Source organism: Anaerostipes hominis (ex Lee et al. 2021) (assembly GCF_002270485.1).
Lineage (GTDB): Bacteria > Bacillota > Clostridia > Lachnospirales > Lachnospiraceae > Anaerostipes > Anaerostipes hominis.
This window is the reverse complement of sequence record NZ_NQOG01000007.1, coordinates 49,415-66,624: the sequence shown is the minus strand read 5'-3', so window position 1 is coordinate 66,624 and position 17,210 is coordinate 49,415. Positions and strand designations below refer to the sequence as shown.

Annotated in this window: 18 protein-coding genes; 8 read left to right on the top strand and 10 right to left on the bottom strand. The window is 39.3% G+C overall.

The features are described from left to right. Positions 1-27 precede the first annotated feature (27 nt). The 5 genes from CI597_RS08645 to CI597_RS08625 all read right to left on the bottom strand — a co-directional run bounded on the left by CI597_RS08645 (position 28) and on the right by CI597_RS08625 (position 7,860). Positions 28-1,356, bottom strand: a complete 1,329-nt coding sequence (locus CI597_RS08645; protein ID WP_024727377.1) for a thrombospondin type 3 repeat-containing protein — start codon at positions 1,354-1,356, stop codon at positions 28-30. Between the two features lie 66 nt (positions 1,357-1,422). Next, entirely contained in the window at positions 1,423-3,654 is a 2,232-nt protein-coding gene (locus CI597_RS08640) for an AAA family ATPase (protein WP_024727376.1), read from the bottom strand. A gap of 11 nt (positions 3,655-3,665) precedes the next feature. Beyond that, positions 3,666-5,858, bottom strand: a complete 2,193-nt coding sequence (locus tag CI597_RS08635; protein ID WP_024727375.1) for an AAA family ATPase — start codon at positions 5,856-5,858, stop codon at positions 3,666-3,668. A gap of 84 nt (positions 5,859-5,942) precedes the next feature. After that, on the bottom strand, positions 5,943-7,070 hold the full coding sequence (locus tag CI597_RS08630) for an FKBP-type peptidyl-prolyl cis-trans isomerase (protein WP_024727374.1): 1,128 nt from the start codon (positions 7,068-7,070) through the stop codon (positions 5,943-5,945). Then, on the bottom strand, positions 7,057-7,860 hold the full coding sequence (locus CI597_RS08625) for a hypothetical protein (protein WP_024727373.1): 804 nt from the start codon (positions 7,858-7,860) through the stop codon (positions 7,057-7,059). The genes CI597_RS08630 and CI597_RS08625 overlap by 14 nt, the downstream gene beginning before the upstream one ends. A gap of 256 nt (positions 7,861-8,116) precedes the next feature. On the opposite strand from CI597_RS08625, the gene CI597_RS08620 reads away from it, so the two are divergent. Both CI597_RS08620 and CI597_RS08615 read left to right on the top strand, forming a co-directional pair. Continuing rightward, on the top strand, positions 8,117-8,383 hold the full coding sequence (locus tag CI597_RS08620; RefSeq protein WP_024727372.1) for a hypothetical protein: 267 nt from the start codon (positions 8,117-8,119) through the stop codon (positions 8,381-8,383). A 90-nt stretch (positions 8,384-8,473) separates the two neighbouring features. Next, positions 8,474-9,397, top strand: a complete 924-nt coding sequence (locus tag CI597_RS08615; protein WP_024727371.1) for a sigma-70 family RNA polymerase sigma factor — start codon at positions 8,474-8,476, stop codon at positions 9,395-9,397. Between the two features lie 50 nt (positions 9,398-9,447). On the opposite strand, the gene CI597_RS08610 is transcribed toward CI597_RS08615, so the two are convergent. Continuing rightward, positions 9,448-10,032, bottom strand: coding sequence for a hypothetical protein (locus tag CI597_RS08610; RefSeq protein ID WP_024727370.1), 585 nt, complete (start codon positions 10,030-10,032; stop codon positions 9,448-9,450). A 162-nt stretch (positions 10,033-10,194) separates the two neighbouring features. Here CI597_RS08610 and CI597_RS08605 point away from each other — a divergent pair, with 162 nt between their 5' ends. Continuing rightward, positions 10,195-10,725, top strand: a complete 531-nt coding sequence (locus CI597_RS08605) for a zinc-finger-containing protein (protein WP_024727369.1) — start codon at positions 10,195-10,197, stop codon at positions 10,723-10,725. Positions 10,726-10,770: 45 nt separating this feature from the next. Here the strand turns inward: CI597_RS08605 and clpX are convergent, their stop codons facing one another. From clpX to CI597_RS08590, 3 genes are all read right to left on the bottom strand, one after another. Then, positions 10,771-11,931 (bottom strand): ATP-dependent Clp protease ATP-binding subunit ClpX, encoded by a 1,161-nt coding sequence (gene clpX, locus CI597_RS08600; protein WP_024727368.1) that lies wholly within the window; start codon positions 11,929-11,931, stop codon positions 10,771-10,773. A gap of 140 nt (positions 11,932-12,071) precedes the next feature. Next, positions 12,072-12,833, bottom strand: coding sequence for a CHC2 zinc finger domain-containing protein (locus CI597_RS08595; protein WP_024727367.1), 762 nt, complete (start codon positions 12,831-12,833; stop codon positions 12,072-12,074). Further along, positions 12,826-13,191, bottom strand: coding sequence for a hypothetical protein (locus CI597_RS08590; RefSeq protein WP_024727366.1), 366 nt, complete (start codon positions 13,189-13,191; stop codon positions 12,826-12,828). Before CI597_RS08590 ends, CI597_RS08595 begins: the two co-directional genes overlap by 8 nt. A gap of 177 nt (positions 13,192-13,368) precedes the next feature. On the opposite strand from CI597_RS08590, the gene CI597_RS08585 reads away from it, so the two are divergent. The 4 genes from CI597_RS08585 (at position 13,369) to CI597_RS08570 (ending at position 16,033) form a co-directional block, all read left to right on the top strand. After that, entirely contained in the window at positions 13,369-14,532 is a 1,164-nt protein-coding gene (locus CI597_RS08585; protein ID WP_024727365.1) for a ParM/StbA family protein, read from the top strand. Beyond that, entirely contained in the window at positions 14,533-15,174 is a 642-nt protein-coding gene (locus CI597_RS08580) for a hypothetical protein (protein ID WP_024727364.1), read from the top strand. A 15-nt stretch (positions 15,175-15,189) separates the two neighbouring features. After that, a complete protein-coding gene (locus CI597_RS08575) occupies positions 15,190-15,462 on the top strand; it encodes a hypothetical protein (protein ID WP_024727363.1) in 273 nt (90 codons plus the stop codon). Positions 15,463-15,559: 97 nt separating this feature from the next. Beyond that, entirely contained in the window at positions 15,560-16,033 is a 474-nt protein-coding gene (locus CI597_RS08570) for a hypothetical protein (protein ID WP_024727362.1), read from the top strand. 98 nt (positions 16,034-16,131) lie between these two features. Here the strand turns inward: CI597_RS08570 and CI597_RS08565 are convergent, their stop codons facing one another. After that, complete coding sequence (locus CI597_RS08565; protein WP_024727361.1) at positions 16,132-16,716, bottom strand: hypothetical protein; 585 nt, start codon at positions 16,714-16,716, stop codon at positions 16,132-16,134. Positions 16,717-16,919: 203 nt separating this feature from the next. On the opposite strand from CI597_RS08565, the gene CI597_RS17950 reads away from it, so the two are divergent. Further along, the gene (locus CI597_RS17950; protein WP_155854012.1) at positions 16,920-17,075 is read left to right on the top strand and encodes a hypothetical protein; all 156 of its coding nucleotides are present in this window, start codon (positions 16,920-16,922) and stop codon (positions 17,073-17,075) included. The last annotated feature ends 135 nt before the right edge of the window (positions 17,076-17,210 follow it).

Here is a 17,210-nt window from a genome sequence, read left to right as displayed (position 1 = left end):
GCGGTGGTGATAAACAGACCACCTTCTTTATCGCTCCCCTTCTTTCGTAGCCGTCGTCGTAGGTTCACTTCTCGTCTTAATATCATCTCCAGTAAAATCAGAGATATCATTTGTCTTTTTTATTGGCTTTGCATAAGCGGATGACTGTGAAAGGAAGAAATTAATCTGATCTCCCTCCTTATAATGAAATCCAAATCCATCGAAATCGATCCAGGAATGCTGCACAATCTTGTCTTCTTTATTTATACATTTCCCGGCCCGTACTGTAATATAGATCTTTCCGGCACTTTTTAAAGTCGTAGGATCTGCTACAAGCAAATTCCCATACTTATCATAGCCATAAACGATACCAATGCTTTCACCTTTCCTTTGCGACAACATAGAAACCGCCACACACCCTCCTTTTTGAATCTGGGCATAGACACTCGATAAATCCACCAAGGAATTTTTTAAAGCTCCGAATCGAAGTTTTTCTGTATCTTCAACATTGATCTGCTGAATTTTAGCTTTTGTTGACTTCTTAGCATCCGGCTGGGTGTCTGATAGAAAAATCCTTCTCCCCGAAAGGAGCCCAAACTTCGGAAGGATATCTGCCAGAGTGTTCGCAACAGTACTTTCTTTCAGGTAAATACTTTTCAAGAAGAAAAAGGTGAATTTGTTAACCATGGTCTGCTTCGTATTTGTATTGAGGATCTCATGGTCATTCCGGACATAAAAAATATTTCCTTCCTTTCGTTTCTTTAATTCCACATGATCCCCATTTGGCAACACCTCATAGCAATATTTCCTTGGAAATTGCACCCATCCTTTAAACTCATGAAATCGATAGCCGGATAAGGTAGATACGGCCCCTCCATATGCTTTAAATTTATAATTATTTGCCCACATGATCACGCCATTCACCTTAAATGGCGTATCATGGGACTTTCCTTTCTTTTTGTCCTCAGTCTTCAGTTCAATGAGAAGGGTATCCTCTTTCTTCAGAGGATCTGTCCCGCGCTTTACTTCCGCTCCATCAAAGACCCCATCTTGATCAGTATCCGGATTCCACGGATCCGTCCCTTGTTCTTCTTCCTGTGCATTGCTAAGACCATCACCGTCAAAATCATCCGCCCCTGACTCTTTTGCAAATTCGTTCGCTATTGAGATCGAATCTTTGTCCACCAAAAGGGCTTGATCATCCCCTTTTGTCTTTTGTGGAAGTTTCTCATACAGGATACCGGGAACATAAAATATCAGCAGAAACAACAAAACACTTAAGATGACTTTTTCGCGCTTTCCAATTGAAACTTTTGGAAACCTTCTTATTTTCTTTCCCTGAGCATTGTAACGGGGAAGTTTTCTTCTTCCAAACAAATGAATTCCTCCTTTCCTCTTTCATTTATAGTATGGCAACAATAAAAAAGGAGCAGTTGCCCCTTTTTATTGTTTCATATAGTAGTGGATCCTTTGAATGAGTGTCGTTGACCGATTGATGCTCCCGATCTTACCAATTGCGATCTTTAATGCTTTCTTTGTTCCAAGCAGGTCGAGATGGCTCTTTGCTCTGGTAATCCCCGTATAGAGGAGGTTTCGGTTAAAATTATAAATTTCTCGATTCGAAAGTGAGATAATAATAGCCTTTGCCTCGCTGCCTTGTGCCTTATGGATTGTCAAAGCATATGCTAGTGTGAGGCTGCTAAGATAACTTATCTTAAATTCCGCGGACCTCCCATCATCAAACGATACCCGTATGGATTCGTCCTCTTTTGAATAAGATTCTATGATGCCAAGATCTCCATTAAATACTCCAAGGGATACATTGCCCTTACGATCAATACATTCTTTCTCATAATCATTATGGGTATACATCACACGGTCTCTGACCCTTAATCCGGAACCCGGAATCTTTTCTCCTTGAGAATTCATAAATTCCTGCAGCTCAAGATTCAAGTTCTCTGATGCAAGCGGGCCGCCTCTTTTCTGTCGATTTGCCACAATGCACATCGTCTCTCGTACGCCAAAGTATTTACATCTAAGTTTATAGCGGCGTAACGTCTCATTTTTAATCTCAATCGCATCCGTATGCAGAAAGGTTGAAAAATCAGCCCCATCAGCAGCTCCCGTTACAATCTTTTCTCCTCTTCCAGCTAAGACCATATCGGAATTTACAGAAATATTTCCGCCAAAACGATAACTCACTTCCAGCTTGGTTGCCGGAACGACCCCAGAATTGATGATGTCCCATAAGACCTTTCCTGGTCCTATGGAAGGGATCTGGTTGCTGTCACCGACGATAACGCAGTGTTTTAACGTTTCCCTTTTAAATAGATTGGATAACAGGAGGATATCGCACATAGAAGCTTCATCAATAATATAAAGAGTTTTTTCATTATCAAATTCCCTGGCAACTGCTGAATTTTTATTCTTAAGACTTGCCATGAAACGATGAAATGTCATGGCCGGCCTTCCGGTACTCTCATTCATACGTTGTGCTGCCCTTCCTGTTGGAGCTAATAATACAATGCTTCCATGTTCTTTTTGGTATTTCGGCTTTACCGCCAGATACTCCCAAATATCGCAGATCATCTGGATGATCGAAGTCTTTCCCTTTCCTGGACCTCCATAGATGATACTCATCCCATTCCTTAGAGAACGGAAAACTGCTTTCTTTTGAATTTCATCCAATGAATAAAATCCATGGGACAAGGTCTGATAGGCAGCTTCGATATCCTTTGACTCATAAAACCCTTTCGTTCTTTTACATAGCTCTACAATTTTCTTGGCCACATTATCTTCCGCATCATACACTGCCCTCCGATAGATCTTATCCTCACGGATGACAATGTTACGGAGCCTATGCTGTTCAGCCAAACATTTGGCAACTACCTTAGGATCAACGCAGTTTTCCTTTAGAAAATCCCGGGCCAGTGATTCAAAAGCATCAACCTCACAATAACAATTCCCCTGAAATTCATTTTGCTTTAGAATTTCAGTGATCGCCGCGTCAATCCGGATCTGGGAGTCCCTTTGGATTCCAGAGGCCAAGGCAAGTTTATCGACTTTTTTAAAACCAAAGCCATCCAGATCCGTGATCAGAAAATAAACGTTTTCTTTCAGCCGTCTGATGGAATCTTTTCCAAAAGCATGATAAATTTTTATGACCTGATTTTGTGTAACATCCCCGTGAAAAAAATCTGAGATTTCTTCATAAATCTTATTGCTTAAATATGATTCATGGATTTTTTCTGCCTTCTTTTTGCTTACACCAGCTTCCACAAGTCGTTCTGGATGGTTCTTAATCACATCCAGAGTTGCTACACCAAATGTGTTGACAGCAGCCCTTGCTGTAATATCACCAACCCCATCAATAAACTTTGTTAAAAACTTAAAAATGGATTGTTCTGTCTTAGGTTCCCTAATGCTGCTTTCCAGTACGTGAAATTGTAATCCATATTTCGGATCGATCTTTGCGTAACCCTTTGCTGTGATCTCACATTCCTCACCGGCACTCATGATATTCCCCGCCGCTTTCATAACATGATCCTTCAAATGCATCGCCTGAACTTCTTTGCTTTGAAAGCATTCTTCCTCAAGAAATATAAGAATGGATGCCCAGCTGATATTAGAAGCAAACACCTTCACGATTTTCCCCTTGATTTCTATGTAATTCATGATTTCTCCTCCTATTTTAAATGTTGAAGAATACGTTCCATGAGCATCGTTTTCCTTTGCCCGGTTTGATCCTTTGCAATCGCATATAAAAGTGCCCCATCCTCCTCAACGATAGCTACTTTAAACTTCGCTCGGGTGACCCCTGTATATAAAAGATTCCTTTGGAGGCTCATACAGTGTGGTAATGAAATGATCACAACTGGATATTCGCTGCCTTGTGCCTTATGGATCGTCTTACAATACGAAAGATCAATGTGTTTCGCAATCAGATCTCTCGTAATAATAAATTCTTCGTTGCGTATCAAAACGGTCAGTACGCCATTCTCCACAGAAACAACTTCTCCGATATCGCCGTTATAATATCCATTTCCCAGGTTATAATTGTTCTGGAGCATGATAACTTTATCATGCAAAAAGAACCTCTTCTTTCCAAACCGTAGACTTCTTCCCTCATTTGACTCATTGATCTTCCTCTGAAGCGTTCGATTTAAATTTTCAACGCCTGCCAAGGGTTTGTGAGCCGGGGCCAAGGTTTGGGCAAAATATTTATCATCTTCTTTATGATATTTTTCTTCTAGTTTAGAGATCTCTAAAATCATTTCCTGTTGATCGGAACATTTGATAATCCGAAAATCTTCATCTTCAAGCAGGTCCGTCTCTCCAAGATTGATCTTTCTGGAGTTTTTGATGATCGTTGAGTCTGCAGCTTGACGATAAACTTCCGTCAACTGACATACATCGACCTTTCCGCTGTAGATCAAGTCATGTAAAACATCTCCACAGCCAACGGAAGGAAGTTGGTTAATATCTCCAACCAAAATGATGATTCCTCCGGATTTTACAGCACTGAGAAGTTTGCTCATCAAATAGTTATCTGCCATAGAAACTTCATCAACAACGATAAAGTCTGCTTCAATTGGGTCATTCTCATTTTTCATCATTGCAGTATCATCCCTGTCTCCATAAGGACAATATTCCAACAGCCTGTGAGCAGTGACCGCTTCCATGCCGGTACTTTCAGAAGCTCTTTGCGCTGCTCTTCCAGTCGGAGCACAGATTCTAACAACCGCTTCTGGATACATATATTGATAGCCGGCGATCAATCCAAGAATCGTTGTTGTTTTTCCAGTTCCCGGTCCTCCAGTCAATATCTTAAGACCAGTCGTCCGAAGGAGATTAAAAGAGTTGCGCTGCTGCACAGCATAGGTCATACCGGTCTCTAAAGCCACATAATCAACAATTTCAGGTACGAAAGGAGTAGTTATTGCTGAGTCTCTCAATCTTAGAACCTGACGAGCAATATTCAGCTCATCCTTAAACGTATTTTTTAGGAAAACACGAGGTTTTTTTGCCAGTTCCTTAACAATTCCTTGGCACCGCTCCATATGATTTGTTATAGTTGTCGCCGGAATGATCGAAGGATAGGATGATGTTCGAAGTAGCTTCTGAGCCGCCTTTACGATATCTTCCTGCAGTCCATAAGTATGCCCTTTTGATTCATTATTTAGGAGCGCTCCCTTGACTGCGGTAATAATCCGATCATAATCTGCACAATCGATTCCGGATTTTTTGGCAATAGCGTCCATCTTATCAAAAGTTAAACCGATCATTTTCCCAACAGTATACGGATATTTTTCTAATTGATTTTTTGCATCGTCCCCATAAGTTTCATAAAGTTTGACTACGGAAGCATAGCTTACATTATATGGATGGAGCCATTCTAAAAGTTTTCGCTCCTCAACGGTCCGTTTAACGTTTGTAATAAATTCCCGGATTGCACTCTTTGCTACACCGAGTCTCTTTAAGGTATCTTTAGCATCTGCGCTGCATGCCAATGCAAAAACATCCGTTCCATACCCACTCTCTCTTATGATCTTTTGTGCCGTCGCGATCCCTATCCCACGACATATCTCAGCAATATAGTTTGCCGTCACAACTTCATCCATGGATTTTTCTGTGACAATAGGATGAATGATTGTTGGTCCATATCCATGGTCATCTAAAAGATACTCTCCTTTGATAAGCAACGGAAAGCCCAGTTGGTAATATGGAATGCTATCCGCTTTCACCGTGATATTTCCCTGCCTATCAAGCTTTAAGGCTTCTTCTTTGCAGTTATTTACACGAAGTTTAAAGATTGTAAATCCACTTTCCTCATCACGATCGATCACACGCGCATATGTCCCATCAATTTCCACTTCCATACTAGTTCTCCTCCTTTCACATACAAAAAGAGGAGCGTATATATAGCTCCTCTTCTTCTTTCAATGGTTTCTATTCATAGTATGTTAATCAGAAGCTTCCGTACTGTCAGCTGTGGACCCATTCATCTCTCTTTCGGTCTGAAAAGTAAAGGTCGTTTGTTCTATAATAAAATCCTGCACTTTCATTTTTAAGAAAAGCTTCTGAAGTTCTTTCTTTCCTACATTCATTTCAAATGCTTTTGCGGAATCATAACGATAAGTTTCATAATATGTACGAAGCATTCTCTGATACTCCTTTTCAGAAACTTTTATGTTTTTCTTTTTTGCCAGTTCAGAAACAAGAATGTCATCTAAAACGGTTTCTTTTGCATATTTTCTATTTTGAGCATCGTATTTATCTTTGGTCATTCCGATATACTGTTCGAGAAATTGATCCATAGGTAAGTTCATATATTTTGCATATTGTTCATAATATTCGTTCGTCTGTTCAATTTCTTTCTCAATTTCCTTATTAGAAAGCTTTTTGACCTTTACTCTTTTTACAATGGCTGCCCATGCAGCCTCCCTTTTATTTTGCTGAAAAACTACTTCTTCTTCCTTCTCTAGTTTTGATACAATTTGTTTTCTGAAATCAGAAGCGCTTTTGTACTTTGTATATTTTTTCAGAAAGGCATCGTCTTCATAAGAATTCTCCTTAACATCCATGACCTTTTTAATAAAATTGATCTTGACACGGAAAACAACCTCTTTTCCAGCAAGATCTGACTTATAATAATCCTTTGGAAATTTTAGATGCATCGTTAAGTTATCTCCTGGCTTTCGTCCGATCAGCTTTGTTTCAAAGCCATCAACAAAAGTTTCGGATCCGATTTCTAAGTCATATCCTTTTGCGTTTCCACCGTCAAATTTGTTTCCATCCACCGATCCATCATAGTCAATGTTAACGATATCTTTCTTTTTCACTTTTGCTCTTAATTCTTTCGTAAATGGCCTGTTCTCACTAAGCTCATACTCCATCGCATTTTTTATAGTCTCATCATTGATAGCCTCTTTTTTCTGGCAGACAGCCTCAAGCTTTCGATAACTACTAAGGTCGATCTCATCTGTATGGATTCCATACAGATAATAGGTTGTAACCTTATACGCACTAATTCCCAGAACGGCCAACAGAATAGTACTGATTATAAAAATGGTAATTTTACTCTTCTTCATGTTTTTCCTCCTCATTTTGTTCTAGTTTCTGTATTGGATCCCGGATGACATCTTCTTTTTTGATTTCCGGAAGAATTTGCATCAAACGGATGCTCTCTTCCTTTATCTTTTCTTTTACATCCTCTTCCTGAAGACAAGAAAGAACGATATCCATGTATGGCATCAACTTATAATTTGGTATATTTCCATTTGCTATGCTGCCTAAAATTGAATTCATAACCTGGTGCCTGGCCCGCATTTGAGCGCGCTCAGAAACACTGTGAAACTTCATATGCCTTACCATTGCTTTTGTATCAAATTCCAACAATTTCTCCGGCCGAAAGATTATGGCTCCTAACGGCTCATGTTCTTCAGCATACCTCATGATCCTCTGCCAGTACTGCCCCACTTCAAACTCAACATCTGCCACAGACCTGACATGATACGGACAAATACCCGGAATCTTTGAGAATGATCCATCAAACATCCATTTCCCATCTACATGGATTTGAAAGTAAGAATCCCCTTCAAAGAAAAAAAGGTGGGTCGATACCATAAAATTGTATAAAATGTGTAAATTACCAGCAAACACCTTTTGGTTCAAGGTGTCTCGTGCAGCTAAAAGGATCGGTATATTAGGTCTTTCTACCATAAGAAGAGCCGTTTCATCAAAAACCGATTCTATTTCATCCTGCAGCAATTTTTTGTAATGTTTTTTAAGTATCGTACAGGTACGCTTTCTCATTTCATCCAGCACCACCTGAATGGATCCTGGATCCTGTCCTTTCATTTTGTAACCAATCAGTTGCATAATTGCTCCTTTCAATTTTATCTTTCACTAATAGTATGATAATGAACAATATCAAAAAGGAATTCTCTCATAGGGTTTCCAAAATATTTTCAGTTCCTTAATTATTCCCAAAGTCCAAGAATTCGCATAAACACTGGGTTTCTACCCTATTTGAAAAGATAGATGAGACTCATCATCAATTCTAACTCTTGTTTTTCCATATTTTAGTTGGTATTATATTATTAGAATAAAAAGCAGGAAAAAAGGGGGAATTGCAGTGGATAAGACGAAAATCGACAAAGAACGTATGCGTATCATCCGAAGTGTCGCAAGTTACTGTCTATCGGATATCGCATCCGAAGATAATCAAAAACAATTATCGAAACTAAAGGATATTGATATCTTTAACAAGTGGGCCGCTTGGTCCGGCATCGTTATTTCAGATGGAGAACTTGCTATGTGGACGAAAGATTATCTCATCAACATGCTCAACGTTCCAATTCCATTCTTAAGCACAGCTGCGAGGATGGACGGTATTATATGAATCGAGAAAGCTGAACTTGCATACGACTTCTTAAAGAAGGGCCGCCCCTTCTTAGGTTTTCTCTCTTGAGTTATTTAAGGGGGATTTAACATGAATTATAAGGTAAGAACCACGAAAAAGCAGGAAGAGATTGCTTATATGGAGAAATTCCATTCTGGGGATGAAACATTAAAAAAGGAAGCCATTGAATATTTCGTTACAAAGCACACTCCATTCGTCGGCTCCCTGATCAAACGCAAATACCCTTCCTTTGTGGAGGGACATTACCACGATCTCTTGAACAGCGGTGTCATCGGAATCATTCTTGCCCTGGATCGCTTTGATCCAGAAAAAGGACGATTCATCACTTTCTGTACGAATTACATACTGCATGAAATCATTGAGTACGTCTCACAAAACATTTATCAAATGTCTTCTCATTATGCAAATCAGATCAAAAAGATCAATAGGGCTATAGATCTATTGGAACTTGAGGGGAATTCCGATCCATCTATTGCTGATATTTGTGAACTGACGCATCTTCGTTATGAGACGGTCCGACAGGCAATCATCACAAAAAATGCCCTGAACACAGTGTATCTCGACGAAGTAAATGAAGAAATCGCAAATACTTTGGCAGAGCCTTCGACAGTCTGTCCAGAAGAATATTTTGAGGAAGTAGAAAAACAAGATGCTTTAGAAAAAGCTCTGCATTCCTTGGATGATATATCTCGTTACGTCGTAAAAAACAGATTCGGACTAAATAAAGAAAGCCAGCCGCTGAATCTTTCAGAAATCGCCAGACATCTTGGCGTACATATTGAGGAAGTCCGAAAACTCCTTAACTCAGCGATCGTTAGACTCAGGAATCATAAGGAACTTAAAAATACTTTCCCAGACTATATTGGAAATATAGATTTTCAAATGCATAATTTTGAAATCTCATTGATCCCTTTTTCTGAAGGAGATGAGATGTTCCAAACAGCATTTGTTGATTTTGAGAACAAAGAAGAATATCAGGAAATTGCATTTTAACATCTAGCAGGATCCCCGGAGAATATTTTCCTTCGGGGACCTTTTGTATATCATTCCAAAGAACTCTCTGCCGCATTGAACGAATCTGAGACCATCTCTTCTGTAGAGGCGTTTATCTGTTGTGAATTTTCATTTACCAACTCATCTTCAGTATCCATAGAACTCTCCATGGACTTAATCTTTTTCTCGATTTCGGCCTCTGACTGTGCGGCACGCATAAGGCTTCCATAAAATTCTAACATTTTGGTTGATTCTATCTGCCCAGACGGCATTGCCTGATCAAGATTGGTATTCAGATATCCCACGCGTTTTCCAATAACGGCTTGTACCATCCGGTCCTTTTTTATAATGGATGCCATTTCCTTAAGATCCCCTGTTGAGATATAAGAAGTATCATAAAGGTGTCCTCCCACAGAATTTAATGCTTTTTGATAGGCTTTTAATGCGTTCGAATGATAGGTTTTCCCCGTCTTTTGAAGAGCATCTGCCGAAATTTCATTGATACGATTTTTCCTCGCATCAGCCACTTCTTCCTTTTCTGGCACTGTTGCTTTCTGAAACGCTTTTTCACATCCAGTAAAATTCCACATGATCAAGCATAAGGATAGACAAAGCAGTATTCTTTTTACTTTCATATGACCTTCCTTTCCTTTTCATTTATAGTATGTCAAAGAAACATATCCACAATATGTAGATCTTATGAGAGAAATGCATATTGTGGTCCAAAAATTGCATAACACAATATATTGTGATAAACTAAGAACAAAACACAAGAAATACAGACAAAGGAGGCCGCTATGATTCAAAATCAAAAAACAAAATATCAGATTGAGGAAACAAAACGATTAAAGAGAAGAAAGAAGAATATTAAAAAATATGAAAAGATCATGCGATGTCCCATTTGCGGCGCCCCAGTGAAATATCGCAGTGCAGATGGGGTTTTTCGGACCAGCGGACGATTTATTTTTGCTTGCAGCGAATATGAAAATGGATGTGACACCTATATCATTGCCAATCCAGATGGGACCCCTGCCGGGACAATGGCAGACCGCAAAACAAGAAGAATGCGACAGGAGGCCCATTATTACCTCAATCAGTTATACACTTATAAAGACATGACGAAATCAGAAACTTATGAGTGGCTCGCCGAAAAACTACAGATTCCAAAAAGCAAATGCCATATCCGTTATTTTGATACAGCCCTATGTCAAAAAGTGATCGAAGTTTCTAAAACATACCTTGGGAAAAATTATCGAAACGATTCTTTTGTACAGTGTCTGATAGCTGCGAGTTACTCTACAAGGGCACTCCTTACCGCTGCACAGTAAAACAGGAAAAACATTAAAAAAGCACCATTCAGGTGCTTTTTTGGTTCAGTAAACAGATTTATCGGGCTCGTAGAATGCAGCATCAACCATTTCTTTTGTAACGACAAGTTCACTTCCACTCTTTTCCGAAGCTTTGAACATAATATCAAGCATCGTCTTTTCCATGATAGTACGAAGCCCTCTTGCTCCTGTCCCAAGCCGGATTGCTTTCTTTGCGATTGTATCCATAGCCTCGTTTGAAAAATCTAAGGAAATCCCGTCAATAGATAGTAATTTTTTATACTGGTCCACAATAGAATTCTCTGGTTCAACCAAGATACGCCGAATATCCGTTACATCAAGCTTTTCTAATGTAACAATAACAGACAGTCTCCCCAGTAGTTCTGGCAGGAAGCCTAAATTCTTTATTTTTTCAAAAATAGAAGTTTTCTTTTCCGTAACTTCAAAATTATGAAATCCAATGGAATAATTCTTTTTTTCTTCTTTTTCATAAAGCTCTGGGAATGCTCCTCCACAAATGAATAAAATCTGGCTTGTGTCAATTTCTACATTCTTCTTAGTAGAAGAGTTCTCACTGGATATAGGAACTGCAATCCGACTACCTTCCAGCATTTTAAGCAACGCCTGCTGAACACCTTCTCTCTTGACCATTGATGTATTCTCATTGGAGCCTGAAGCAAGCTTATCGATTTCATCAATGAATATGATACCCCTCTGTGCTTCTATAATATTTCCATCTGCTACAATAAGCAGCCTTCTTAAGATATCTGATACATCTTCACCCACATAACCCGCTTCGGTCATGGATGTAGCATCAGCAACGACAAATGGTACCTGAAGGTAGGATGCAATTTCCCTTGCAAAGGCAGTCTTTCCGCATCCAGTTGGCCCCACTAAAAGAATGTTAGACTTCTCTATTCCAAGTTCCGGATGGCTGATCCTTTTAAAATGGTTACTGACTGCTACTGCTAACGTCTTCTTTGCTTCGTCCTGTGAAATGATCTTTTTTTCAAAATGTCTGTAAACATCCAATGGATGTACCGAAATGACGGTTTCTTCTTTCGCTTTTGCGTCCTGGACCATACTATAAATTCTTTCAACACAATTGGAACAAATGGAAAAGTCCTTTTGATCATCTTCATGCACACGAATGGAAACCTCATTCTCATCAATTTCTCTCTCACATATGATACATTTTTTCTTCATTCTATCCTCCGATCTGTCTTAAACGACTCCGTTTCTTCATGAAATGTCTCTGTTTATAGTATGTAAAAGGAAAGACCTCAAAAAATAAGCATATCCACTTACATAAATTTCTTTACACAAAAACCCCGATAAAATCGGGGTTAAAAATGATTTACTACAGGGATATTACGAAATGGACTTGATACTTTTTCCTGCTCACGTTCCAGAATTCCGCCGTTTTCAAGAAAAATACTACGGCATCTGTTAAAAAGCTCTTTTGCTTTTTTGTTATATGGGTTTTGGATCATTTCTTCCAAGAATTCGATCATCCGTTCTCTCGCCTTTCCTACCACAAGGAAATCATATGCTTCCCTGTCTTCATTATAAAGAGCTTTTAGAGAAAATATCTCCTTTGAAGGTTTTATGATAAGATAGCCTTTTAATTCTTCATCATCCATCGTTTGATAAACTGTTCGAAACTCTCCATTCTCTGGTTTCTCATAGGTGAAGTCTTTCGGAATCCTTGGTCGTGTCTTCCCCTTTTTAAGTCTTAAAAGTTCCTTATCCTTATTCGAAATAGATTCTGCAAGAAAACCATCTTCATCAAAAGAACCCCAGCGATGTGTAGTTGTTAGGAAGATATCAGGGCCTCCAAGGGCTTCTGTGATCATCTCTGCCGCTTGTGGAAAAGAACAATCGAATTGCTGCATAAAAAAATCAAAAATACTGCCCCCATTCTTACAGGCAAAACAATAGTACCTTCCATCCTCCTGCATCCTGCAGTTTCCAAAATGATGATCATGATGTTCCGGATCCGGACAATAGATATCATAATGATTCCCAATTTTGCGGTATGGGATGTCGTGATAATCCAGTACCGCGGAAACTTCCATCTCTTCACGGATCAATTCAGCATCAAACAAACGCTTCTACCCCCTTCGTAAGTTCTTTCACATCCGGAGTTACATGAATGGAAAGAATCGTTGCTTCAAAAATTTCATTCAAAAGATTAGAACAACTCACAATGTCTTCCTTTCTAACGAATGCCCTTAAAAAAGGACATCCGCAGGTCTTTGCCTGGTGATTAAATGCAAGCAGCAATTCTACAGCTTTTTTCACAGCCCGATTTCTCAGCATTGTAATTTCAACGGTTTCATTTTCATTATTAAGAAAACTCCACTGCATACGCATCGCCTCTGCCATTTTTTTCGTTGCAATATCGGCTTTATCCGGAAATATCTGATATGCTCTTAAGAAATTTTGATACATAAAAATCTTCATTCATTCTCCTTTCTGGATGTTCATTTTCTCCATCTCTTCATAAAAACAATGGTCTATAGATAGTATGAAAAAGCCCCTCTTGATAAAGAAAAGGATGAATCCTATGAGAGAAAACTTTTTTTACAAAAGCGTTATCATACTATAAATAGAAACAGGTGATTGAGAAAGGAGCTTTAAATGAACACAAGAGATTTCAAAACAAAAACATTATTTATCGCACGTAAAAATATAGCAGCAGAGCAGGTATGGCCAACCGCCATCGACATCGGATATTCCGCAGTTAAAGGCATGTCACCAAACAAAGTCTTTGCGTTTCCATCCTATGCCCGGGAGATCGACTTAGATTCCATCATCGGCTCTCCAAACCCGACGGACATCCTGTACCGTGGAGAAGATGGTAAGACCTGGTGCATTGGTGAAAAGGCCAATTCAATGATCAATGACATAGAGACCGGAGATTCCGAAGAAATATTATACGGAAGGAACCGCTATTTCCAGCCTATGTTCCGTGTTATTGCACAGGCAGCATTAGGAATATCCCTTATGGAAAACGAGTACGGTAAAGCAGACGGACTCCCATATCTACTACAAACTGGCCTGCCAACGGAATACCTGGAGACTGACTCCGATGATTTAAAGGATGCCTTATACGGACGACACGTTTTTTCTCTAAAAATTGGTGCTGCTTCCTGGAAAGACTTCAACTTAAACTTGGAACGTAAAAACATTGAAGTCATGGAGCAGCCAAAAGGCTCTATGTTTGGGGCGAGTATAAAAAACAATGGATCTCCGGTAGCAGACGCAAGGAACTACCTTTCAAAAAATACTCTGGTATGCGATCCCGGTTTTGATACCTTTGATGTGTTTAGTGTCCGAGCTGGAAATACAGAATTTAAACTGACTTTCGATGATTTGGGAATGAAAGAAATTTTTCTTAGGACGGTCCGTGACATCTATGATCGATATAAAATCAAGATCCAGATCCATGCATTACAAAAATACCTTGCCGAAGGAAAGTTTATCAAATTTGACAAGCGAACGATGCAGCGCACAAAGATCCCCTTTGACGAGATCCTTGCCAGGCACACAAAAGAAGTCTGCCTGGAGGCATTAGACCGGATCAAACCAATTTTTAATTACTTCATGGACGTTGACTACTTTCTCGTCACAGGAGGAACCGGCGCTGCCTGGAAAGGCTTCATTATTGATTACTTTAAGGACATGGAGGGTTTGCAGGTAATATCCGGAAATCAAAACGATTCGGATTTGTCAAACATTTTTTCGAACGTTCGCGGATACTATCTGTTTCTGGTGTCCAATTTACGCCGAAAGCAGGCGTAGATGCGACGGCATGTAACAATCCGCCTGCATTTTCCAAGAGATCTTGACCTAATCCAGCTTTACCTATATGATACCGCGAAGTTTAAGATGGATATGGCAAATGCCATCAAAGCCTTCCTGCATCGCCAGGATTTTAAAATCTATCCTCCGACAAACTTCAAGGCTTATCAAGTGACAAAAAAAAGCTATCAGATCCATCTTCTTTTTGACACAGAAGAAAAGGAAGACCTTTTAGTTTTAGATTTCTTGAAGAATTCTATCATGAGGAATCGAATCAATGACACTCTCAAGATCTTATACCGCGAATACCTGGCGTATGCGTTTATAGAACCATACATTTCGTGGAATGTAAATGCAGCGGAGATCCCTCCAATACCCAAAAGAACAAGGAGTCCATCTAAAGAGAGAAAAAGTGAAAAGAAGGATCCTAGACCTATTAGTAAAAAACGGCCAGCAAAAGAAGTCCTTATGGAGGATGAGGCCAAGCAACATCCCAAAGAAACCATAAACCAAAATCCAAAGCCCTATAACAAGGCTGAAGATGTCGCACAAAACACCCCTCAAACAATAAAAACACCGGAAACAAAACAAATAAACGCTGATAGCATGGATGCTTTTATGGAAATGTTTGACAACCTATAAATAAGGAGAAGAAAAATGGAGAACAAAGAAGTCGTTTTTAGAGAAGAGATAAAAGAAAAGATAGATGAAGTTATTGATTTATGCAGAAAGAAGAAGTTTCCAATATTCCTCGCAGTCGCAATTAAAGATCAGGGAGATACGACGGTCTATGAAAAAAGAGCAGTCACACCTACTCAACTGGAAATGACCTTAAATCGTGATGATTTTGTGAAGTATCTAAACGTGGCCAATGGTTTTAAGACCGTCGCCCCAAAAGAGTTGGATGTCATAGAATATGTAGACTTATAAAAATGGGACGCCGGCAAGACGGCAACGGTAAACCCGTTTATGCTGGTGTCTGCCCGAACTGCGCCGCTTCCCAAAACTAAAAAAGGAGAACTATGTTATGACAAGAGGTTTTATCTACGAGATCAACACAAAAAGCTGGCCCTTTGATGATGGATTACAATATATGAAAGAATCCGATCTGTACGAATACTGCGGCCAGGAATTTGAATATATAAACGCCGTCGCAAAAGAGGAAGGCAAAGAAGCAAGAAATGACCTGCTGCAGGTATTGAAAAACTTTGGATTTACTATACAGGACACGCCGGATGGAACCTGCATCATTGCCTCCAAAGAAAGCAAAAAGGCTTATTTTTCAGAATGCTTCAGCCAATTCAAACAGAAAGCGGCAGACATATCATTAGAAGATTTTGCATCCAACAGTAAACCGTATGACATCCAACATCTGATCGACGACCGTTACAGCGACGCTGTCTACCTTGATGGGGGCTGCTTTTATACTATGGACCAGTTCATACGCAACATGGAGGAAGGAAAAGAATACTATCTTGGCAACATCTGTCTAATGCATTGACAAGGGCAAAACCAATGGGCCGTCCTGATATGTTATCGAGTTACCCCTGCTGTCGTGAAAAAAAGAGGGACTGCATTTGCAGTCCGCTCTCTTGTCCTTTATTTACGCATCCCGTTGACAAAAACTCGTCCATTGACGGCGTATCCAGGAATAGGGATATCATTATCGATAAGCATTTCTCGAAGTTCAGGAAGCTTCTTATGAGAACGCTTTCTGGCCGAAAAATAATCTTTCGTAAGATACTGGATTGCTGTATTTTCACAGGATTTTTTTCGATATTGTATGTAATCATCTTCCTTTTCTTGTGGGATATGGAATGCCTTTGCTGCGAAGAAAATAGGTTCATCTCCATCAAATGCTTCATTAAACAATACAAATACTTTTTGTGAGATAATACTGGACACTTTTTGAGAATTTAGTCGTTTTTGTCGTGTCCCTACCGGTGCAATAGGAAAAATCAGATTAATTTCATCCGCCCCGCATGATGCAGTACAACGGTATTCTTCGGACAATTTTTCAGCTGTCTGAATAAGCGCATCCATAAAATTATCTTGATGCCGATCGCACGGAACCAAATGATACTTATGCGTCCTTGTCGCTCCAACGGCATCCAATCTCACAACAACCGGACGGTTTAATGATAAATATTTATAGTACTTTTCTTCTATTTTTTTAAAATACATAAGAATCCTCCTAAAATATAGAAGGAGAACGCACCTGAATTGAATCAGGTTATAAATTTAGAAAAAGGTCTGGCAAAACAAATTAATTTTATAATTGTTGTTTATAGCAACGAAGGTAGGCTTGGATTGTTTTGCCGTCCGTTCTCCTTCATTAATAGTATGATAAAGATGTTTTCATTTTTCTATGAAAAAGGGGGTCTTTGATGAAAAAATTTATTTTGGCTCTATTTTTTGGAGGAATTCTGGCATTTTTCTTAATTTATGCTGACGGATACGTACCAAAATCATCATTTCAAAAATCAAATGACAGGATGACGGACCTGCGCAGACAAATCGAATTCCAAAGCGAAAGGAAGTGATGCCATTATGAAAAGGGAAAGAAGCCCCCCGTGTATAAACTAAGAACAAGCAACTCATTATTACGCACGAAAAGCTTTGCGTGGATTTAAACACACAAAAGAACTGCAGTACAATAAATTGTGCGCAGTTCTTTT